Source organism: Paenibacillus sp. ALE3, assembly GCF_054113405.1.
Window position 1 is genome coordinate 2416113 of sequence record NZ_CM134214.1, and the last position, 25525, is coordinate 2441637.

General features: G+C 50.6%; 1 protein-coding gene (running past one end of the window). It reads right to left on the bottom strand.

Annotation, left to right across the window (positions count from 1 at the left end; all coding sequences use genetic code 11):
* Positions 1-24118, bottom strand: partial view of a non-ribosomal peptide synthase/polyketide synthase gene (locus ACXHJ2_RS10675; protein ID WP_457874883.1) — the 5' portion only. It extends 18158 nt beyond the left edge of the window; 24118 of the gene's 42276 nt are visible here — the first part of the coding sequence; the start codon lies at positions 24116-24118; its stop codon lies beyond the left edge, outside the window.
* Positions 24119-25525: the final 1407 nt, after the last annotated feature.

Consider the following 25525-nt stretch of genomic DNA (forward strand, 5'->3'; position numbering starts at 1 on the left):
TCCGCTCACTTTGAATCCGAACCGGAATCGTATTAATGAACAAACCGATCATATTTTCTACACCCGCAATATCCGTCGGACGTCCAGATACGACACTGCCGAATACAACATCTTCATTGTTATTATATTTCTGCAAAATAACGCCCCACACGCTCTGCATCAGCGTATTAATCGTGACCTGCTGCTGCTTGGCAATCCGGTACATGGCTTCGCTCCACGTTGGATCCAGATCTACCGTTACTTTTTCAGAAACATATTCGCTGGCTTCGCTTGCTGTCGAGGATACCGCATGTTCCCTGCTGTCCGTCACGTGGTCTTTCGATGCAGTATCCGATCCAGGCAGCAACGTCTGCTGTTCAAAGCCTGCCAAATAGTTGCTCCAATACTCTTTTGCCGCACGTTCGTCCTGACGCTCCAGCCATTCGATATATTGGCCATACGGTGTGATCGGAGCCAGCTCCGGCTGTTTCTGCTCCAGCAGCGCAAAGTACGTACCAAACACTTCCCCGGTAACGAGCGATAAGCACCAGCCGTCCATGATGATGTGATGGAAGCTCCAGACCCAGTGATACGTCTCTTCATCGGTCTGCCATACCTGTACGCGCATGAGTGCATCCGTACCGAGATCAAAGCCCCGAGCCTGATCCTCCTGCTTCAACGCCTGGATATACGCCTGTTGTTCTGCTGGCTGCATTCCGCGTACATCCTTGAAGGACAGATCGCTATCTTTGTGACGGAACACCAGTTGCAATGGCTCCTGACCGTGTCCGGTCTCAAACCGATGGAAATTCGTCCGCAGCGCTTCATGGCGCTGTGTCAGCAGATCCAGGCTCTGACGGAAAATAGCAACATCGAAGCTGCCTTTTTGATCAAACGAGGCTTGCTGGAAGTATGCGCCTGAGTCCGGTTCCATCAAGCTATGGAACAGCATCCCTTTCTGCATGGGAGAAAGAGCATACACATTTTCCAGTTCACCCACAGAAGCCGTTTGCTCCGTCAATTGCTCCAGTTGTTCCAACGACAAGCCTTTGAACAAGACATCGCTTGGCGTTAGTTTGCTCCGCTCTTGGGAGGCACAATGCTTGATGACTTCCTGCAAGCTTTCCCGTAGCAACTGCGCAAACTTTTCTACGTTTTGCTGATGATATACTTGGCTGTCATAGCGAATTTCCAGTGTCAGCACGCCTGCTGTAATCATGCCGTTCACATTCAGCGGCTGCTCCAGCACGGTATGATCACTCATTGGCTCTCCATCTGAATGCGAAGACAGCACGATATCGCTTTGTTCCAAATCCTGATCAAATTGTCCCAAATAGTTAAAGCTGATCTCTGGCTGCAGGCTCCAGGAAGAGGTAGCATCATCCGAAGACATATACTTCAAAATACCGTAGCCAATGCCCTTATGCGGGACATGGCGCAGGTCCTCTTTTACCCGCTTGATGCGCTGCCCTACTTCTGATGTTCCATCCACATCCAGCAGTACCGGATACTGACTCGTAAACCAGCCCACGGTACGTGTGATATCCACATCTGGAACAATAGCTTCCCGGCCATGCCCCTCCAGATTGACCAGCACACGCTTCTGCCCGCTCCAGTTGTACAATGCGCTGCCGAGTGCGGTTAACAGCAGATCATTGACCTCCGTGTTGTACGCACGATGTGATTCCTGAAGCAGCAACCGGGTTTCCTGTTCGTTCCAAGCCACGGTCACCGTCTCACTATCTCTGACCCAAAAAGGCTGTCCTGCTGCTTTATCTTGATCCTTAGGTAGCGATGCGACTGCCATGTGGGCAAGACGCTGCCAGTATTCGCGTTCGTTGTCGATGGCCGGACTGTTCGCATATTGAGACAACCGCTCTGCCCAAGCGGAGAACGAATCCGTTTTATAAGGCAAGCGAATCGCTTCTCCCCGAACGGCCTGCTCATAGCCAGTCGCAAAATCTTCAAACACAATCCGCCATGAGATCCCGTCTATGACCAAATGGTGAATGGCAATCAGTAAATGATCTCCATCCATGCAGCGGAAAAGTCCCAGCTTCACCAGCGGTCCTTCATCCAGACAAATAAAGCTTTGGATGGCATTGGCTTTCATCTCAATTGCGGCTGCCACCTCTGCCATGTTTTGCACCTTCGTCAAATCTACAACGTCCAGACTGTACAGCTCGCCTTCGTTCACACCGCGATTCCACGCCTCATAGCCCTGTTCGGTCTGACGGAAGACCATACGCAGCGCATCATGATGCTCCGTCACCTGGGTCACCGTGCGATGCAATGCGCCTATGTCGAAGCCTTCTGCTCTATGCAGCATCACCGACTGGTTGAAATAATGCGGCTCTGCCGACGATAGTCCAAAAAACCACTGCTGGATCGGGGTCAGCTTGACGCTGCCCGAAACCTCGCCCTGATCGGCCGTACGACTAACTGGGTGTACATGACCACTCAGCAGCGAAATGGATGGATATTGGAACAAATCCTTCATGTCCAGCTTGTAGCCCGCTTGCAGCAAGCGGGAGGATACCTGGATTGCTTTGATCGAATCGCCGCCCAGATCAAAGAAATTATCTAAAATACCGATGTTCTTCGTTCCTAATACAGACTGCCAAATCGAAGCCAACGTCTGCTCCAGCGCTGTGCGCGGCTCTACATAATCCGCTCCGCTTTGCAGACTGCCTTCCGGTGCCGGCAGGGCCTTACGGTCGATTTTGCCGTTCGGTGTCAGCGGCATCTGCTCCAGCTGGATGAAATACGAAGGCACCATGTAGTTTGGCAGCTCCTCACCCAGGAAGCCGCGCAGCTCCCCAGCGCTTACGTCTCTTTCAGCGACATAGTACGCCACCAGTTGGTTTTGTCCCTGCTCGTCCGCTTGGGCCAGGACGATGACTTCTTGCACGTTTTCCACTTTCAACATTTGTGCCTCGACTTCGCCGAGTTCGATCCGGTAGCCCCGGATTTTCACCTGATGGTCGATCCGGCCCAAATATTCAATGTTGCCATCAGGCATCCATCTCGCCAAGTCCCCCGTACGGTACATTCGTTCATAGCCTGCTTCACCCGCTGCAAACGGGTTCGCTACGAATTTCTCCGCCGTCAGCTCTGGGCGATCCAGATAACCACGCGCCAGACCCGGACCGGACACGCACAGCTCACCTGCTACGCCGACCGGCGCCAAATGTCCATGCACATCCACCATGTATACCCGGTGATTCGGCACAGGACGTCCGATGGAAATGAGTTGTCCTGCCCTTTCATCCTCGGATACCGGCCAGATGGATGTTGCCACCGAGTTTTCGGTTGGACCATAGCCATTGTAGTACGCCACCTGATCCTTCCACTTGTATACCAGTTCGGTGGATGAGGCTGAACCCGCAGTGAACAGAATACGCAGGCTTGGCATCCGCCCCGGCTCCAAATACACTGCATAAGTTGGCGGCAAAGCAGCCACCGTAATGTGGTGATCCGCCATATATTGCTCAAACCGTTCGTAGTTCAAAATCGTCTCTGTTGTTGGCACGTATAACGTAGCCCCGCAGAACAGCGCCTGGAAGATTTCCCAGCAAGCCGCATCAAACGAGTAGCTGGCAAATAGCAGCGCATGATCCGACGCACGAATCTTGAGCGTCTGATCAAAATACGTTTTCAGATTGCACAGCCCGTGGTGCTCCAGCATAACGCCCTTCGGCTGCCCGGTTGTACCTGACGTGTAGATCACATACGCCAAATCGTTTGGACCAGACAGCGGCTCCAGGTTGGAACCATCCTCGTGGTACACCGATTGTTCCCCATCCAATACCAGCACTTGACCGTCGATAACGGCTTTGTCCACCAGATGACTTTGTGTCAATAGCAGCTTCGCTCCCGAGTCATCCAGCATATAGCGGATACGTTCCTCCGGATAGGTTGGATCGATAGGAACATAGGCGCCTCCGGCTTTTAAAATCCCGAAGATGCCCACAAGCATGTCCACCGACCGCTCGGTCATCAGACCCACCAGCCGATCCTTCGTCACGCCTTGACTGCGCAAGGTACGAGCCAATCGATTGGCGCGTTCATTCAGCTCGCGATAAGTCAGCTGCTCTCCTTCAAAGAACAAGGCTGTCTGCTCCGGTGTCTGTGCAGTTTGCACTTCGAACAAGCCGTGAATCGTTTGCTCGCTTGCATAGGCTGTCGCTGTATTGCCCCAAACCTCAACGATTTGCTTACGCTCCTGCATCGTAACCATGTCCAGTTCATGTACGCGAATGTTCGGATTCGCTGTCACCTGCTCCAGTAGCTGCACCAGATGACCTCGAATGTGCTCTACACTTTCCCGTTCAAAGGCCAGGGCATTATAGCCAAAGCTCATGTGGATGGTATCCCCTGGCAGCACCACCAGGTTAAAGTCATAGTTGGTCTGCTCGACAGACTCGGCTCCTGTGATCGTGAAGCTGGATGCCTCACCACTACCTAATTGCTCGATTTGTTCCTCTACCGGATAGTTCTCAAAAATAAGAATATGGTTGATCAAATCCTGCTTAAGCTCCGACAGCCCCTGAATTTCATACAGCGGATACGTATCGTAGACATGGGAATCAATCGATTGCTCCTGGACGTGCTTCATCACGCCCGAGAATACACTGTCCTTATGACTACGGATACGTACTGGAATCGTATTGATAAACAGGCCAATGATATGCTCCACATTCGGAATGTCTGCCGGACGTCCAGATACTACGCTGCCAAACACGACATCATCAGTACCATTATATTTTTGCAGCAAAAGGCCCCAAACGGTCTGCATCAACGTATTGACGGTGACCTGATAACGCTTGGCTATGTGCTGAATACGAGCGGTTAGTTCCGCGCCCAAATCAAAATCCAGACGCTCCGCCTGATACCCCGTTTTGCCCTGGATTTTTGCCTGTGGCAAGCGGGACTGCTCCTCATATCCTTCCAGCACCTTGCTCCAGTAGCTTGATGCGGCCTGACGATCCTGCTGCTCTAGCCATTCGATATATTGACTATACGGCGTTACAGGGGCTAGTTCCGGTTGTTTATGAGCCAGTATCGCAAAATAACTCGCAAACACTTCGTTGGTCACCAGCGACAAGCACCAGCCATCCATCACGATATGATGGAAGCTCCATACAAAACGGTACGATTCCTCACCTGTGCGCAACACAGCGACACGCATCAAAGCATCCTGCGCCAGATCAAAGCCTCTTTGCTTGTCTTGGCGCGTAAATTCGAGCATGTACTCGTTTTGCTTCTCTTCCTCCATATCCCGCAGGTCCTCAACATACAGTTCGCTGCGCTTATTCCGGTACACGACCTGAAGCGGTTCATCCTTCCAGCCGCTGTAGAAGTTCGTACGCAGTACCGTATGCCGCTGCACCAATACATCCAAACTGGCCGCAAAGGCAGCGATATTAAAATGTCCTCGCAGATCAAAGGAGGCCTGTTCAAAATAAGCTCCCGATTGCGAATCCATCAGATTATAAAAAAGCATGCCCTTCTGCATCGGCGTCAGTGCGTATACATTTTCCAGCTCACCGATACGTGCTGCCTGTTCCGCGATCTGTTCCAGCTCTCCAGTCGTCAGACCTTTGAAGGATACATCACTTGGAGTCAGCTGAGGCTGCTCCTGAGCGACGCAATGCGTAATGACCTCCTGCAAAGCGGATTGCAGCAACCCCGCCACCTGTTCCAGCGTTTCTTTACGATACTGCTTACGGCTGTAAGCGATCGTCAAACGCAGCGTGCCTTCCGAGATCATTGCGTTCAAATCCAGCGTGTATGCCAAGCGGGAATGGGCATCCTCTGTCTCCCCTGCACGGTAGGAGGACAACGTAATTCCACTGTTTTGCAGATCCTGATCGACCTGCCCCAAATAGTTAAAGCTGATTTCCGGTTCGGCTGCGATCGTATCCATTTCATCTGCAGGCAACGCAGAGGACAGGTAACGCCAAGTGCCATAGGTCAGCCCTTTATGCGGAATGCGCCGCAGGCCTTCCTTCGTTTCTTTAATCCGCTCTGCCAGTGTCATTTCCTTGCCGGTCTCCAGCAGCACCGGGTACAAGCTCGTAAACCAGCCGATGGTACGCGTAATATCCACCTCTGGCAGGATCGCTTCCCGGCCATGGCCCTCCAGGTTCACCAGTACATGTCCTGCGCCTGTCCAGTTGTGCACCGCGAGTCCCAGCGCGGTCAGCAGCAAATCATTGACCTCGGTGTTATAGGCGCGATGGGCCTGCTTTAACAGTTGCTCGGTTTCAGCTTCGGTCCACTCTACTGTCAGCACTTCGCTATCTGCATTCACGGAATCCTCGTAGGCAAAATCCTTAGGCAGTGGTGCAGCTTCAGCTTTGACCTGTTCCAACTGTTTCCAATAGACTTCATCCGATGCAGCCTCAGGACGGTTAGCATAAGAGGATAACTCCCGTGCCCAAGTTTGGAAGGAATCTGTTTTATAGGGCAATCGTACGGACTCGCCCTGGATCGCCTGCTCGTAGCCTGTCGAGAAATCTTCAAACAGAATCCGCCACGACACCCCGTCCACCACCAAGTGGTGAATGGCGATCAGCAGATGGTCGCCCTCCGCTGTGCGGAACCATCCGAGTTTCACCAAAGGTCCTGCGGACAGGTCCATGCTGCTTTGGATTTCCGTTGCCTTCGCTTCCAGCGCTTCCGCATAAGCGGCCCGTTCACGGTAATCTACCATTTCCAGTGTATATAACGTGCCTTCCTCTACATGGCGAGTCCAAGCTGTATAACCAGCGGAAGTCTGATGGAATACCGTACGCAGCGCATCATGATGCTTCACGAGGTGATCCATGGCTTGGCGAACCGCTGTCTCCTCAAAACCCTCGGCGCGATAGAGCATAACCGCCTGATTAAAGTGCTGCGGACGCTCGCGCTCCTGCGCAAAGAACCAATGCTGGATCGGAAGTAGCGCCGTTTCCCCGCTGACTTCTTCCTGATCTGCCATACGACGGACCTCTTGCATATGCGGTGCCAGGGCTTCAACGGTTGGATACTGGAACAAATCCTTCATGTCCAGCTTATAGCCGGCCTGGAACGCACGGGACGCGATTTGGATCGCCTTGATCGAATCACCGCCCAGGTCGAAGAAATTGTCCAGAATACCGACCGTCTGCAGCCCCAGTACCGACTCCCAGACGGCTACCAAAGCGCGTTCTTGCGCCGTACGCGGCTCGGCATAATCGACTCCGGTTTGCAGGCTGCCCTCTGGTGCAGGCAAGGCCTTGCGGTCGATTTTGCCATTCGGTGTTAGTGGCAGCTGTTCCAGTTGTACAAAGTAGGATGGCACCATGTAGCCTGGCAACTCCCGTCCCAGCTCACTTCTTAGCTTGCTGGCATCGACTTCTTGTCCCGCGACATAGTAGGCCACCATGTGGTTTTGGCCCATTTCGTCCATACGGGCCACGACGACCGCTTCGCGTACCGATTCCACCTGGAGCAGCTGCGATTCGACCTCGCCCAGCTCAATCCGATAACCCCTGATTTTCACCTGATGATCGATCCGGCCCAGATATTCAATGTTGCCGTCCGGCATCCATCTCGCCAAATCGCCGGTGCGGTACATCCGTTCATAGCCTGCTTTGCCTCCGGCAAACGGATCTTTCACAAATTTCTCGGCCGTCAGCTCCGGACGGTTCAGGTAACCTCTGGCTACGCCGACACCGCCGATGCACAGTTCCCCTGCCACACCAATCGGCTGCAATTGCTCCGTGCCTTCCTTCACGATATACAGACGGATATTTTGAATCGGTTTCCCGATCGGGATAACTGTATATTCCTCACCCGGCTCGCAATCAAAGTACGATACGTCCACCGTCGCTTCGGTTGGGCCGTACAGGTTGATCAGCTTCGCTCCGGTCAGGCTCGATACGAGCCGCTGGAACCGGGCCACATGCTGTGGCGGCAACGCTTCACCACTGGCAAAGACATGGCGCAGTGTGCCCAGCTTCGCTTGCATCACTTCCCGTGGCTGCTGCTCCACGTACTCCAGGAACGCATGCAGCATGGCTGGAACAAAGTGCATCGTGCTCACGCCATCGCGGGCAATCGTGTCGACGATATCTTCCGGGTTCTTTTCCCCGCCCACGGACAGCAGGCTTACCTTCGAGCCGACCATCGACCACCAGAACAGCTCCCACACCGACACGTCGAAGGTGAAGGCGGTCTTTTGCAGGATTGTATCTTTCGCACTCAAGCCGTAGCGATCATGCATCCACAAAATCCGGTTCAGCACGGAATAGTGCTCTACCATTACGCCCTTCGGTTTTCCGGTCGAACCGGAGGTATAGATGACGTACGCGACATGGTGCGGCCCGGCCAGCGGCTCCAGATTCGAGCAGTCTTCGTGATAAATGTGCTTGCCATCCTGCTCCTGACGATCCAGCACCAGCACTTGGCCGTCGAAACTCAGCGATGCTTGCTCCGCCAGATGCGATTGCGTCAGCACCAGCTTCGCGCCTGAGTCCTCCAGCATAAAGCGGATGCGGTCGGCCGGATATTCCGGATCAATCGGCACATAGGCTCCGCCTGCCTTCAGGATCGCATAGATGCCTACGATCATGTCCATTGAACGGTGGACCAGAATGCCTACCGGCTGATCCGGTTCAACCCCTTCGGCACGCAAGGTGCGTGCGAGACGGTTGGCTCGCTCATTCAGCTCTGCGTAGGTCAACGATTCCGCTCCGCACAACACCGCCACTTGCTCCGGCGTGTTCGCTGCCTGCTGCTCGAATAATGCGTTTAGCGTTTGATCCTGCGGATAGGCTGCCGCCGTATCTCCCCATACCTGAACGATCTGTGTCTGCTCTTCCGGTGTCACCAATTCCAGCTCATTCACATGGATATGCGGATTGTCCACGATTTGTCCGATGACGTGGTTGATATGACCATAGATACGCTCCACTGCAGACCGGTTATACACCATCGCATTGTATTCAAACAGGATAGAGATATCCTCATCAGGTACGACAATCAGATTAAAATCGTAGTTGGTTTGCTCTGCAAGTGCCACATTGGCAATAGAGAAGCCTGTTTGTGCCTTTGTCTCGCCGGAACCGCCCATCTGCTTCATCTGCTGCCCGATTGGGTAGTTTTCAAAGACCATGATGTGATGAATTAGGTCTTGTTTTTGTTCAGTCAGTGCCTGAATGTCGTACAGCGGGAACGTATCATAGACACTGGAGGCCAAAGCCTGTTCCTGTGTACGCTGCAATACTTCAGCAAATGTAGCATCCGGTGCACTGCATATCCGTACCGGAATCGTGTTGATAAACAAACCGATCATGTTCTCTACGCCTGCAATTTCTGCCGGACGACCGGATACAACACTACCAAACACAACATCCTGATTATTATTGTATTTCTGTAAAATAACGCCCCAAACGCTCTGCAGCAATGTGTTAATCGTTACATGTTGTTGCTTGGCAATTCGGTTTAATGTGGCACTCCGTTCTTTACCCAACATAAATGGCAGCTTTTCCGAAACATAACCGGAATTTGAACTTCCACCGCTTCTATCTGTATCTTCATCGCGTTCTACTACAGAAGCTTGCACGTTCTCACTAGGCAACAATGTTTGCTGCTCAAAACCTGCCAAATAGTTACTCCAATAACGGGTCGCTTCCCGTGCATCTTGATGTTCCAACCATTCGATATAGTCACTATACGGCTTGACAGGTGCGAGCTCTGGCTGCTTATTCTCCAGCAAGGCAACATATGCACCAAACACTTCGTCCGTCATCAGGGACAGGCACCAGCCGTCCATCACAATATGATGGAAGCTCCATACAAAACGGTATGAGCGATCACCCGTGCGGAAGACAGCTACGCGCATGAGCGCATCCTTGCTTAAATCAAAGCCTCGAGCTTTGTCCTGGGCCACAAATTCAGCTACAGCCTGTTCACACCCTCTGACATCCTCATAAAAGAAGCTCGGATTTTTATGACGATAGACAATCTGCAACGGTTGACCATGCCAGCCACTATAGAAATTCGTCCGTAATATCGCATGTCGACCAACCAGCAGCTTCAAGCTTTCCTCGAATATAGACGGTGCAAAGTAGCCCTCAAGATCAAAGGTCGCCTGCTCAAAATACACGCCTGTTTCTGCATTCATCAAACTGTGGAACAGCATACCCTTTTGCATTGGCGTTAGCGGGTACACATTTTCCAATTCCCCAAGCGTCTTTGTCTGCTCCTTAATCGTATCTAATTGCTCCAGGGTCAGACCTTTAAACAGTACATCACTTGGAGTCAATTCGGTCCGCTCCCGTGTGACACAATGCTCGATCATTTCAAGCAGATTGGATTTCAACAGATCAGCCAGCATCTGCACGGTGTCCTTACGGAAGGCTTTTCCGTTATATCGAATCTCCAGTTCCAGGATGCCGTTCGTTACGATTCCGCTCACTTCGAGCGCATATTTCATCTTCGTACGGTCACTAATGACCGATCCCATCGAGTAAGGAGACATACGGATATCGCTGTTTTGCAAGTCCTGATCAAACTGTCCGAGATAGTTAAAGCTCACTTGCGGCTCGGCAAAAGCTTGATGTTGACCAACGGCTTGACCAGATTCATTCAGATATCTCCAAATTCCATAGCCAATTCCTTTATTAGGAATATGACGCAGACTCTCTTTGACCTGTTTGATGCATTCCGACAAAGCGTGATCACGGCCGATGTCAAGCCATACCGGATATTGACTCGTAAACCAGCCTACTGTACGAGAAAGGTCCGTATCCGGCAAAATGTTCTCACGTCCGTGTCCCTCTAAATGAATCAGACTGCGTTCATGACCCGTCCACGTGTACAGCGTCATGCCCAATGCGGTCAGCAGCAGATCGTTCACTTCCGTGTTATATGCGCGGTGTGCTTGCTTCAATAGTTTTTCTGTCTCTTCTTCCGTAAGCTGGAAGTCCACTGTATCCGTGTCAGCTAGGGTAAATGGCTCAGCCTGCCCTTGATCCTCAGGCAAACGTACTTGGTCTAACAAAGCGGCTGCGTTCCATTGTTCCCAGTAGGTGTGTTCACTTTCCATGGCCGCGCTATTCGCATAGGTGGAAAGTTTTTGTGACCAGAAACGGAATGAATCCGTTTTGTCTGGTAACTGGAGTGCCTCTTCACGGATGGCCTGTTCATAAGCTACAGCCAAATCCTCGAACAAAATACGCCATGATACCCCGTCCACGACCAAATGGTGAATTGCCATCAGGAGATGATCCCCGTCTGCACAGTGGAACAAGCCAGCCTTTAACAGCGGCCCTTCTTGCAGTTGAATACTGCTTTGAATTTCACTGGCTTTCGTCTCAATTGCCGTGCTTAGCATGACTTCATCCGTCAAATTGCTAAAATCCAGCACATCCAGGTGGTACAGCTCGCCTTCCTGTATTCCGCGGTTCCATGCTTGGTAGCCTTGCTCGGTCTTGCTGAACACCATCCGCAGTGCATCATGGTGCGCTGCTAGTTTGCCAAGTGCCTGACGCAGAGCAGACTCATCAAAACCCTGCTCCCGGTGCAGCATAACCGCCTGATTAAAGTGATGCACGTCTACTTGCTCCTGTGCAAAGAACCCGTGCTGGATCGGAAGCAAAGTCGTTTCTCCAGTTACTTCTCCCTGATCTATCATACGACTTGTCTCATGCATATGCGGTGCCAGTGTTGCAACGGTTGGATAGCGGAACAAATCTTTCATGTCCAGCTTGTAGCCTACCTGGAACGCACGCGACACGATTTGAATCGCCTTGATGGAATCGCCGCCCAGGTCAAAGAAATTGTCCAAAGTACCTACAGTTGGCACGCCCAGGACGGACTGCCAGATCACTACGAGTGCTCGTTCCGTTACAGTGCGTGGCACTGCATAATCCGCACCGCTGTGCAGACTGCCTTCCGGTGCAGGCAGTGCCTTGCGGTCGATTTTACCGTTCGGTGTCAGCGGCATCTGCTCCAACCAGATGAAATACGACGGCACCATATAGCTTGGCAGCTCTTGTCCCAGCTCCTGCCTCAGCTCATTAGCTCCAAGCTCTTGACTCGCCACGTAGTACGCCACTAGCTGGGTTTGACCCGTTTCGTCCGTGCGGGCCATGATGACCGCTTCTTGTACGGACTCCATCTGCAGCAGCTGCGATTCGATCTCGCCCAGTTCGATCCGGTAGCCTCTGATTTTCACTTGATGGTCCATCCGACCCAAATATTCAATGTTGCCATCCGGCATCCATCTTGCCAAATCGCCTGTACGATACATCCGCTCATGGTCTGCCTTGTCACCAACAAACGGATTATTTACAAATTTCTCGGCCGTCAGTTCTTCACGTTTCCAATACCCACGGGCCAATCCTTCCCCGGCAATACATAACTCACCCGGCACACCGACTGGCTGCAACTCCCCATTCGCATTCATGATAAATATTTGGGTATTCGCGATAGGGCGTCCAATGTTAATTTGTTGAGCATGGGTCAGTTCCTGCACAGTCGACCAAACTGTCGTTTCTGTAGGTCCGTACATATTGTAAATACGGGGACCGTTTATTTCTTGCAGTGCTGCGAGCAGCTTGGACGGAAGAGCTTCGCCCCCGACCATAATTGCCTTCACGCCTTGCAGCGCGCGGGAGCCTGCTTCATGACCCAGCAGCATTTGCACCCGGGATGGTGTCATTTGCAACATCTCAATATGATGATGAGCAATCAAATCACCTAGTGCCTGAGGATTCACCTGATGCTGGCTGTCGCCAAGCACGACCGTCATTCCACCCAGCAGAGGCAAGATGGTTTCCAAGACAAAAATATCGAATGAAATGGTCGTCAGTGACAAAATGGTTTGGCTGGCTTCAAAGTCAATGACTTCGCGCATCCCTGTAATAAAATTGAGGACCGAGCGGTGCTGGAGCATAACTCCTTTCGGATTTCCAGTCGAACCAGACGTATAGATGACGTATGCCAAATGCTCTGGCTGAGCAACTGTCTCCAGGTTGCCGTTCTCTCCCTGATACAATTCTTTATCCTCAAGAAATATTGCATTGGCGTGGCAATGATGCTCTTCCAACAGATCACGACTGGTGAGAAGCACTGTGGCCTCGCTATCTTCCAGCATGTATGCAATACGAGAGGACGGAAATTCGGGATCAATTGGCACATAAGCACCACCTGCTTTTAGAACGGCCAGCAGACCTACGATCATTTCCACTGAGCGATGCACCATCAGGCCGACCAGTTTGTCAGGTCCTACTCCCTGTGCTTGAAGTATGCGTGCCAATGAGTTGGCCCGTTCATTCAGTTCCCGATAAGTCAGACTCTGATGTCCAAACACCAATGCCACCTGGTCTGGCGTATATTCTACCTGCTCCTCGAACAGCTGATGGATCGTCTGTTTGCATGGGAATGCACAAGCGGTGTCATTAAATGCCGCTGTAATCTGTTGTTTTTCCGCTGCTGTGAGTAGTTCCAGCTCTTCAACCCGAACATGCGGGTTGAGCGAAATTTGCTCCAGCAGACGTGCGAAATGCTCATATAGACGCTCAATACCTGCTTGATCAAAGCTGAGCGTGTTATACATAAAACGAATTTTAATGCCTTCTCCCGGCATAACGACGACGTTCAGATCGTAGTTGGTTTCCTCTGTAGACACCACATTCGAAATTGTGAAGGGCTCCTGTCCTTCACTGCCCAACTGCTCTACCTGTTGCTCCACCGGATAATTTTCAAAAATCATAATATGATTGATTAAATCCTGTTTCTGCTCGGTCAGCGCCTGAATTTCATACAGCGGGAACGCATCGTAGGCATTGGAAGCCAGCGCCTGCTGCTGGGTTCGTTTCATCAGCTCGACAAGGGTTTCGCCTTGTTCAGACTGCACACGCACTGGAATCGTATTAATGAACAGCCCGATCATGTGCTCTACACCTGGAATATCCCCTGGGCGACCAGACACAACGCTGCCGAACACGACATCCGAACTATTGTTATATTTTTGCAACAAGACGCCCCATACGGTCTGAATCAGCGTATTGATCGTGACCTGATTTTGCTTCGCCACCCGTTCAATCTGGGCAGCCAGCTCTGGCTGGAATTCGCAATCCAGATCTTCAGCGATATATTCCCCGACGTGCATCGATTTAGGCTGTGTTTTTTGCTGAGGAAGCGTAATTTGCTGCTCATAGTCCGCCAAATACCCACTCCAGTATTGCAAGGCTGCCTCACGGTCCTGACGTTCCAGCCATTCAATAAATCGACTGAACGGCGTGACTGGCTCCAGTACTGGCTCCCCTCCCGCACGCAGTGCCAGATAGCTACCGAATACCTCCTGTGTCATAAAGGACAAGCACCAGCCATCCATCAAAATGTGATGGAAGCTCCAGATAAAGTGATACGTTTCATCCCCGGTTTGCAGGATGGAGATACGAATGAGTGCGCCCTCTGCGAGATTGAATCCTTTTGCTTTATCTTCGATGACAAAAGCTTCAACACGAGCTGCTCGTTCCTCTTTTTCCAGTCCGCGCAGGTCTTCATAATATAATTGTCCGCTACGGTTGCGGAAAACGACCTGTACAGGCTCATCCTTCCAGGAGTTGATAAAGTTCGTCCGCAATGCCTCATGACGCTGCACGAGCAGATCAAAGCTTTTACCGAAAGTAACTACATCGAAGCGGCCATTCAACTCAAAGGTGGCCTGCTCAAAATAAGCTGCCGAATCCTCATCCATCAAGCTGTAAAAGAGCATCCCCTTTTGCATCGGCGTCAAGGCATATACATTTTCCAGCTCGCCCAGATCTCGCGTATCCTCCACCAATTGCTCCAGCTCATCCAGCGTTACATGGTTTAACAGGACATCACTTGGGGTTAGCATCGTTCTTTCTTGGGCAACACAGTGATGAATCACCTCACGCAAGCTGGATGCCAGCAGCTCTCCAAGCCGTTCAATCGTTTCATGACGGAACTGCGTTGTGCCGTAGCGAATCGTGAACATCAACTCGCCATCTTCGATTACTCCATTGATATCCAGCGCAAAATCCATAGTCGCGTTCGTGCTGACAGGCACACCGATAGAATAGGCGGAAGGCTGTAGATCATTGCCTTTATAATCCTGATCGAATTGGCCCAAATAGTTAAAACTGATCTCAGGCTGAGCCTGTAACCGCACGCCTGCTTTCTCCAGCATATTCATATCTGACAGGTATCGTAAAATACCGTAGCCGATGCCTTTTTGCGGAATATGACGCAGCCCTTCCTTGATCCTTTTGATCAGACGAGCGGTATGTCCCCCTTGTCCCAAACTTCCATCCAGTACAACCGGGAACTGGCTCGTAAACCAGCCGACCGTGCGCGTAATATCCACATCCGATACAATGGCTTCCCGTCCATGGCCCTCCAGATTGACCAGCACCCGTTCGGAACCAGACCAGTCATAGACTGCTTTTCCGAGCGCAGCCAGCAACAGGTCATTCATTTCCGTGTTGTACGCGCGATGAGCTTGTTTGAGCAGCTGCTCGGTTTCCTGCTTCGTCCAGCGGACCGTCACAACCTCACTGTCTCCAAGCCGTGCATTGTCATTTGCAAAATCCTTCGGCAAAGGCTTCGCAAGGCTAGCTTCTGCTTGTTCGATATGCTGCCAGTAAGCAAGCTCCCGCTCCATCGTCGCACTGCTGGCATAGGCTGACAGCTGTTTGGCCCATACCTGGAATGAATCTGTTTTATGCGGCAGTCGGATCGCTGTGCCGGTTTGACCTGCAACAGCCTGCTCATAACCGGATGCCAAATCTTCCAGTAGAATACGCCACGATACACCGTCCACAACCAAATGATGAATGACGATTAGCAAATGGTCGCCCTCAGCGCAGTGGAACAGACCAAGCTTCACAAGTGGACCCTCACTCAAATGAATGCTGGCTTGAATTTCACTCGCCTTGGCTTCAACAGCGGTGGATTCGTCTTCCACTGCGCTGAAATCTACAATGTCCAGCGTGTATAGCTCGCCTTCCGCTACACTGCGGTTCCAAGCGACATAGCCCTGCTCCGTCTCACGGAATACCGTGCGCAATGCGTCATGATGCTGGACCATACGGTCCATCGTACGGCGCAGCGCGTCGACGTCAAAGCGCCCAGCTCGATACAGCATCATCGCCTGGTTGCTGTGGTGCAGGTCAGCCGGCTGCTGCTCGAAGAACCATCGCTGAATAGGTGTCAGTTCCACCGGGCCTACTGCCTCTTCCTGACTGGCCATCTTGCCATCTGTACGAAGCAAAGGACTGAGTGCTGCTACTGTCGGATTACTAAAGAGGTCTTTCATGTTCAATCGATAGCCTGCTTGCAGCAAGCGAGACGATACTTGCAGTGCTTTGATCGAATCGCCGCCTAGCTCAAAGAAGTTATCCTGCGTGCCTACGGCATCCACGCCCAGCACTCCGGCCCATACCGCAGCCAGTACCTGCTCCACCTGGGTACGCGGGGCTACATAGGAGGCTCCCGTATAGATGCTGCCTTCCGGCTCCGGCAAGGCCTTGCGGTCGATTTTGCCGTTGCTGGTCAGCGGGATGGTCTCCAGTCGCATCAGACGTGCAGGCACCATGTGTGCTGGCAGTCCGGCTTCCAGCTTGGTCTGTACTTCCTCCATCCGCAGCTCGGCTTCTCCCGTGATGTATCCACACAAATACTTGTGTCCACGCTCGTCCGTCCGGTCGATGACTACGGCTTGACGCACACCTGGCACCCGCTGGATCGCCGTTTCAATCTCGCCCAGCTCAATCCGGTATCCCCGGATTTTGACCTGGTAGTCCATCCGGCCGATAAAGTCCACATTGCCGTCCGGCATCCACCGCGCCAAATCGCCTGTGCGATACAAACGTTCCCCCGGTACGTAAGGGTTCGCTACGAATTTCTCGGCGGTCAGGTCCGCACGGTTCAGGTACCCCCGTGCCACGCCAGCACCGCCAATGCACAGCTCACCCAGTACGCCTATCGGCACCGGATTCAGCTGGCTGTCCACGATGTAGAAGCGTGCGTTCAGCCACGCTTGACCAATCGGCACATGGCCGCTGCTTGGCAGCTTCGACAGCTCTTCGTCGTAGAAGCTGGAGTCAATCGCCGCTTCCGTGACGCCGTAGCTGTTGATCATGCGGATATCTGCGCCAAACCGTTCTTGCAGCACCCGGTAGTCCGTCACGCTGCAGCTATCCGAGCTGGTGATTAGCAGTTCCATGCTGCTCATGTCCAGCCCCTGTTCATGCACATGCTGCATAAACGGTACGATCAAGGCCGGAGTCGATTCGAACACCGTGATTTGGTAATCGCGAATCCATCCGTACAGACGGCTTGGATCAATGCGATCATCTTTTGGACAGATGACCATCGTGCCCCCGTTATAAAGCGTCCGTGCAATATCACCGACGAACACGTCGAAGGAGAAGCTGGCCAGTTGCAACAGTCGCACCGGGAACTGGTTCAGACGGTAATCCCGGCGATACGCCGCAGCCGTATTCACCAAGCTGCGATGCTCAATCATGACGCCTTTCGGACGTCCGGTTGTACCGGACGTATAGATCACATATGCCAAATCGTGTGGTTCATTGATAGGTTCAACATCCGTGGCATCCTCGGTGTACAGCGACTCATCGTCCAATGCCAATACGGTATGCAGACGCAGCCCTGTTGCTGGTTTGGATGCTTCTTCGCTGTCAGCCTTCGAATCTAATTTCAAGCTTATGCCTTCACTCAGGCTGTCTCTTTCCATCGTTTCAGCGCCAGCCGCTGTTTTCAATTCACCCTCAGTCTGCCCTCCGACCAAGGCCTGCCGACTTGCCTCCAGCCAAACCTGTGCACACTCTTGCAAACCAGTTTGCGTTAGCAGCACCGTCGCACCACTGTCCTCGAGCATAAAGCGAATCCGTTCGGACGGATAATCCGCATCCAGCGGCACATATGCGCCTCCTGCTTTCCAGACCGCCAATACACCGACCAGCATGTCTACCGAGCGTTCGCTCAAAATACCCACAATGGACTCGCGTCCAATGCCCTCATTCCGCAATCTGCGAGCAAGCTGGTTTCCACGCTCGTTCAGCTCGCGGTACGTAAACTGCCGTTCCTCGTATACAACGGCCACGTGATCCGGCACAAGCTGTGCCTGTTCTTCCACATAGGCGTGGAACAACAAATTAGATTCTTTTTCATCAGTCCACGCAGCTACGCCTACTGATCCAAAACCATCGATGATTTTTGCTTTTTCCGCAGCAGTCACCAATTGAAGCTCATCTACCCGTGCATCTGGCCTGTGAATCGCTTCTTCAATCATATGCAGCAAATGCTCACGGATTTGCTCTACAGCTGCACGTTCCAACACCTTCGCGTTGTACTCCAAATGGAAATGAATTTCATCACCCGGCACAACCGTAATGTTGAAATCATAGTTCGTTTGCTCTGACATGGAAGCATTGGCAATCGTAAAGCCATTCGCCCCACGGCTACCCATCTGCTCCATGCGCTGTTCCACCGGGTAGTTTTCAAACACCATAATATGGTTTACCAAGTCCTGTTTCTGCTCGGTCAGGGCCTGAATGTCATACAACGGATAGGTTTCATAGGCACGGGAAGCCAGTGCCTGCTCCTGGATCTGCTTCATCAGCCCAGCAAATGTCATATCTTTCTCACTGTGAATCCGTACAGGAACCGTATTAATGAACAACCCAATCATTTTGTCTATGCCCGGAATATCGGCTGATCTACCAGATACGACACTGCCAAATACCACATCCCGGCTGTTGTTATACCGCTGCAGCACAACGCCCCACGCTGCTTGCAGAAGTGTGTTGACCGTCACTTGCTTCTGCTTAACCAGCTTGTTCATTCGTTCCGTCACTTCACGGCTCAGTGTAAACGAAAGCTTGTCCGCTTCATATGCTTTAGCGTGACCTTCCAGCTGTTTGACCTGCGGCAATACCGTCTGCTGCTCAAAGCCCGCAAAATAATCGCGCCAGAACCGTTCAGCCTCCGTCTTGTCCTGCCGATCCAGCCATTCAATATATTCGCTGTATGGTGTTACCGGGGCAAGCTCCGGCTTGCGGTCTTCGAGGATGGCAAAGTACGTATTAAATGCTTCCCCTACAACCAGGAACAAGCACCAGCCGTCCATCAAAATATGATGGAAGCTCCACACAAAACGGTACGACTCCTCGCCTGTACGTAAAATAGACACCCGCATCAGCTCGCCGGAGCTGAAATGAAAGCCTTCGGCTTTGTCGCGCTCAGCAAAATCAGCAATGTATGCGTCCTGCTCTTTTTGTCCCATCAAGCGTATATCTTCAAAACGGAACCCCGCATGTTTGTGTCGATACACCACCTGTAAAGGCTGTTCATTCCAGCCGCTATAAAAATTCGTTCTGAATATTTGATGGCGATCCACCAGTTGATTGAGGCTTTCGGCAAAAGTCTCCACTTGAAAGCTGCCATGTAGATCAAATGTCGCCTGCTCAAAATATGCCCCGGATTGCGGCTCCATGAAGCCGTGGAACAGAATGCCTTTTTGCATGGGTGTTAACGAATAAATGTTTTCCAGTTCTCCCGCAGCAGCCGTCTGCTCTACAATATGATCCAGCTCTCCGGCCGTCAGTCCTCGGAAGGACAAGTCACTTGGGGTCAGCTCCGGCAACTCTTTGGCCACACAGTGAGCCAATACCTCACGTAAACTCTCCTGAAGTAAATCAGCCAGCTTTTTGATTGATTTTTTCATGAACATTTTGTTGCTGTAGCTGATCGTCAGTTCCAGTGCGCCGTCTGTGATCATGCCGTTGATATCCAGCGCATACCGCTTGGTCAATGTGTCACTCATGGAAGCCCCGATGGAATAAGGAGACATGCGGAATGCATTATTTTTCAAATCCTGATCGAATTGTCCGAGATAGTTAAAGCTGATTTCCGGCTCGGCAACAAAACTTGCTTTCCCTTCTCCGTCAGCAAGATATCTCAAAAGCCCGTATCCAATCCCTTTATGCGGCAGACGGCGTAGCCCTTCCTTGACGTTCTTGACACGCTGTCCCACATTCCAGTCCTCGCCCATATCCAGTACAACTGGGAATTGGCTGGTAAACCAACCGACTGTGCGCGTAATATCCATATCTGGCAAAATGGCTTCCCGTCCGTGACCCTCCAGATTTACAAGCACCTGACGGATGCCTGCCCACTCCTGAATGGCAATGCCCAAAGCTGTCAGCAGCAGGTCGTTTGCTTCTGTATTGTAGGCCCGATGAGCTTGTTTCAAGAATTGTTCCGTTTCTTCGACCGTCCACGCTACGGTCAGTGTTCGATCATCACGAAGCTGTGGCTTGGCCTGAGATTTACGAGTGTAATCCTTAGGCAATGCCTCTTGAGCAGCACCAGCTCGCTCCACCTGCTCCCAATACGCACGTTCCTTCTCCAACGCGGCGCTGTTCGCATAAGCTGACAGCTGATCAGCCCACAGGCGGAAAGAATCCGTCTTATTCGGCAAGCGGACAGACTCGCCCCGTAAAGCCTGCTCATAGCCGGATGCCAGATCCTCCAGCAAAATACGCCATGATACGCTGTCGACCACCAAATGGTGGATTGTCACCAACAAATGGTCTCCATAAGTACAACGGAACAGAGCGAGCTTTACCAGCGGTCCTTCAGACAAGTTTATGTTGTTTTGAATTTCAGTTGCTTTCGTTTCAATCTTCGTGCTCAGGGTGACTTCATCCGTCAAATCCCTAAAGTCCAGCACGTCCAGATGATACAGCTCGCCTTCCTGTATTCCGCGATTCCACGCTTGGTAGCCTTGCTCGGTCTTCCTGAACACCATCCGCAGTGCATCGTGGTGCTCCGTCAACTGGATAAGCGCTTGATGCAAAGCAGCTTCGTCAAAGCCCTGCTCCCGGTGCAGCATAACCGCCTGATTAAAGTGATGCGCGTCCACTTGCTCCTGTTCAAAGAACCAATGATGGATCGGAAGCAATGCCGTTTCCCCGCTCACTTCTCCCTGATCTGCCATACGACTTGTCATAAGTGGTGCCAATGCTGCGATGGTTGGACACCGAAGCAGATCCTTCATATCCAGCTTGTAGCCTGCCTGGAACGCACGGGATACGATTTGAATCGCCTTGATCGAATCGCCGCCCAGGTCAAAGAAATTGTCCAAAATACCGACGGTTGGCACGCCCAGAACGGACTGCCAGATCGTTACGAGTGCCTGTTCCGGCGGGGTATGGGGCGCTTCATAATCCGCTCCGCTTTGCTGACTGCCTTCCGGTGCTGGCAGAGATTTGCGGTCGATTTTACCGTTCGGTGTCAGCGGCATCTGCTCCAACTGAATGAAATACGACGGCACCATATAGCTTGGTAGCTCCCGCCCCAGCTCATTTCTCAGTTTACTGGCTTCCATTGCTTGACTGGCCACATAGTACGCCACCATTTGTTTTTGGCCCGTTGTTTCGTCCACACGAGCCACGACGGCCGCTTCTCGTACCGACTCCACCTGCATTAGCTGCGATTCGATCTCGCCCAATTCGATCCGGTAGCCCCGGATTTTCACCTGGTGATCCATCCGTCCCAAATATTCAATATTGCCGTCCAGTGTCCATCTCGCCAAATCGCCCGTACGGTACATCCGTTCATAACCTGCTTTATCTCCGGCAAACGGATTATTTACAAATTTCTCTGCCGTCAGATCTTCCAGATTCCAATACCCACGGGCCAATCCTTCTCCTGCAATACATAACTCACCCGGTATACCAATTGGCTGTAATTCCCCATTCGCATTCATGATAAATATTTGGGTATTCGCAATAGGACGTCCGATATTAATTTCCTGAGCATGAGTCAGTTCCTTTACAGTCGACCAAACCGTCGTTTCTGTAGGTCCGTACATGTTATAAATACGGGGGCCATTTATTTCTTGCAGTGCTGCGAGCAGCTTGGAAGGAAGGGCTTCACCTCCCACCATGATTTCCTTTACGCCCCGCAGCGCGCGGGAACCAGCTTCATGATCCAGCAACATCTGCAGCCGGGATGGTGTCATTTGCAACATCTCAATAGAATGATGGGTAATCAACTCACCAAGCGCCTGAGGATCCACTTGATGCTGGTGATCGCCAAGCACAACCGTCATTCCAGCCAATAGCGGTAAGATAGTTTCCAAGACGAAAATATCGAATGAAATGGTCGTGAGTGACAAAATGGTTTTACCAGCTTCAAAGTCAATGATTTCACGCATCCCGGTAATAAAGTTGAGTACCGAACGATGCTGGAGCATAACTCCTTTCGGATTACCAGTCGAACCAGAGGTATAGATGACATAAGCCAACTGCTCTGGGTGAGAAATCACCTCCAGGTTGCTGCTGTCTCCCTGATACAATTCTGCATCCTCAAGAAACATGGTATTGGCCTGACAATGGTGCTCTTCTGCCAAATCACGACTGGTGAGAAGCACTGCAGCCTTGCTGTCTTCCAGCATGTATTCAATACGAGATGACGGAAATTCGGGATCAATCGGCACATAAGCACCGCCTGCTTTTAGAACAGCCAGCAGGCCTACGATCATTTCCACTGAGCGCTGCATCATCAGGCCGACCAGCTTGTCAGGTCCTACTCCCTGTGCTTGAAGCATTCGTGCCAATGAATTCGACCGTTCATTCAGTTCCCGATAAGTCAGACTCTGACTTCCAAACATAACCGCTGTCTGATCTGGTGTACATTCTGCCTGTTTCTTGAATAGCTCATGAATCCCCACATCGTCTGGAAAGGGAACTGTGGTCGCATTAAATACATTCATAATTTGTGCCCGCTCTTTGTCACTCATCAGTGACAACTCCTGAATCCGCTGCTGTGGCCCTTTCACCATATGCTCTACCACACTCAAAAATTGGTGAATCATTCGGGCGATTTCCTGCTCGCTGAACAGCTCGGTCCGATAATCCAGTTGCAATACAAGTTTATCGTCATCCAGCATGTCAATCATGGCAATATCAAAGTCACTCACCGTATCTCCGCAGAAATCGGTATGCACCTGCTGAACAGCTTCATCAAAACGAGAGAAGCTCAGCGTACGGTACTGAATGGTAACGCCAAACAGGCGGCCAATATCCGTGCCGCTTTGTTGTTCACGCAAATCCTGTATGATTTTGTTATACGGATAACGCTGATGCCGCAAAATGGACGACTGCTCCTTGCCAACACCCTGTAGGAAAGTAAGCAGCTCGGATTCCGGCTCAACTTGCAAACGTGTAGCCACAGTGCTGACGAACATGCCCATTGTATTTTTTTCCTTCTTCAACGTACGGTTAGCATACAATGTACCAACCGTTAAATCTTGTTCACCTGTCGTTTTATGTAAATAAATATACAGAGCAGCTAGAAAAAATGTAAAAATACTGATGTTATGCGCTTCGCAAAAAGCCGTGACACCACGATATAATTCGTGCTCCAGTGTATAGGTCTCCCGGCGTGCAGCCGTGCTTACTGTGAGCGGATTGTACGATTTTAAACCTGTAACCTCCGGCAAATTGGCAAATTTCTCCGTCCAGTACATCTTATCCTTTTGATAGCGTTCTGATTGCTCATAGCTTTGCTCTGTCTGAATAAAATCGAGATATGAGTTCGCTGGGACCGGCGCATCTGAACCTGTACCATGCACAATATTCATATAATTTCCCGTAATTTCATTAATGGCCTGCTCCATGGTAACGCCGTCAGAAATAATATGATGCATCTTGAAACTAAACCAGGTATCTTCTGCCCCCAGCTGCAAAATAACAAACCGATACAGCTGCGAATCCAGTAAGGAGAACGGCTGTGCGTTATGATGACTCACCCATAGCTCAGCTTCCTCCTGGGTTACCTGAAGGGTTTCTATGCTTTGAGTAGCAAACGGCTCAACATATTGATAGGGAATGCCGTCCCGAATCGTGATTTTGATACGAAAAGAATCATTTCGTGCAATAACCCGGTTCATTGCCTGCTGCAATGCATCTATGCGAACCGTTCCCTTGATTTTAACAGTAGTAATAATCGTAGACGTGTTGCGATTGGGATACACAAGCTCCGTGTACCAAATACGTTGCTGTGGCTGGCTTAATGCAAACAATTGAACATCGTGCTGAGTCATACGTACCTCTCCTCGCAAAATAGATATGTGTAAAAGTAACTCTGCTAAAATGACCGCCCTTGGCAAGAAACGGTCATGCGATCCTTTTTTCCGGCATTGAATTACCAATGGAAGTCGGCAAAAGCGACCACTCCTGATATACCATTGAGGTCTGAGTTCGCATACTTGTTGTAGCAGTTTGATGATCGTGCTTTTGCCGCCACGGCACGCGACGACAATCGTTACCGTTTCTCCTTCTCCTATCTGAAAGCTGGTTTCCTTCAGCCCCCCGGAGCTTCGAAGAGCTGATTTTAATCGAAATAAGCCCATCTTCTTTTTCATCGCTCACACTTTCGCAGTGCAAGCTTTTTTTAGTTGGGCGGTCATGGTGAAAAAACTCTGACTCTGGATATATGAATATGTGCATGGAATGGGAACATTTTCGAATTATGCTGTGAGTGCATCTTGGTGGTGGGTTGTAGAATGGTTGCCGCAATGTTAACAACGTAGTGTGTCGTGATGTGTGCTGTCTGAATCTTGGCTTGAGGGTATCGATGCTACGAGACGCATGAACTGCTGCAGCGTGATTAGGAGCGTAATTCTAGGCTGAAAGGAACTAAAAATACTCACGACTGCGCTTATGACTTCCTGATTTTGTACATGGATGAATTACAGTACTTCTTCCGGTGTTCTCTGCATCAAACGAAGCTCTTTGGTGAAAGATTAATCTGAATAAAATTGGAGTTGTCCTTGGAATACGGAAGACGTTGACGGATTTACCGGAAATTTTTAAAAACCAAACAAGAGACGACCGAGTTGCCATACAAATTTCTCACATCCTCTTTCCGTCCACAATATAACAATAAATCCTTATATATCTTCTTTTCTCCCAATACTTTCTAGCTATTTTAAATATACAAACTTTAAAACCGATTAACATGGGACATAAGTTCTAATTTGATAGATTTCATAAAATTAATAAAAAGCCCATATTATTCTATTATTTTTATATCTTTAAATACAAGAATTCCGCTTTTTTATTAAATTGAATACTAACTACGACAAGTTAATATGATTTAGAACAAAATTTTTGATTTTATAATCGATAAAATAAAAATGCTGTGTGCTTGCATGAAGTCCAAAACCCTTGTACCAAAACACATTTTACGTTACATATCATTAACACAAATATAACAAGCCGATCCTGACACCATCCGACAAATTTCAACTTTTTCAGCAATATTCTTTAACTACCTAAATCATGGGATTTATTTGCTCAAACTGAATTAATTCGAAATTAATAACTCTTCACTTTTTAAATAGATAGTGATTTTTTTAGATCTTTTGAACTGATTACCGAGCAAAATTTTCTTTCAGAATTTCAATTTAGGTTAAATATTCTCTCATTTGAGCTATAAACTTTATTTT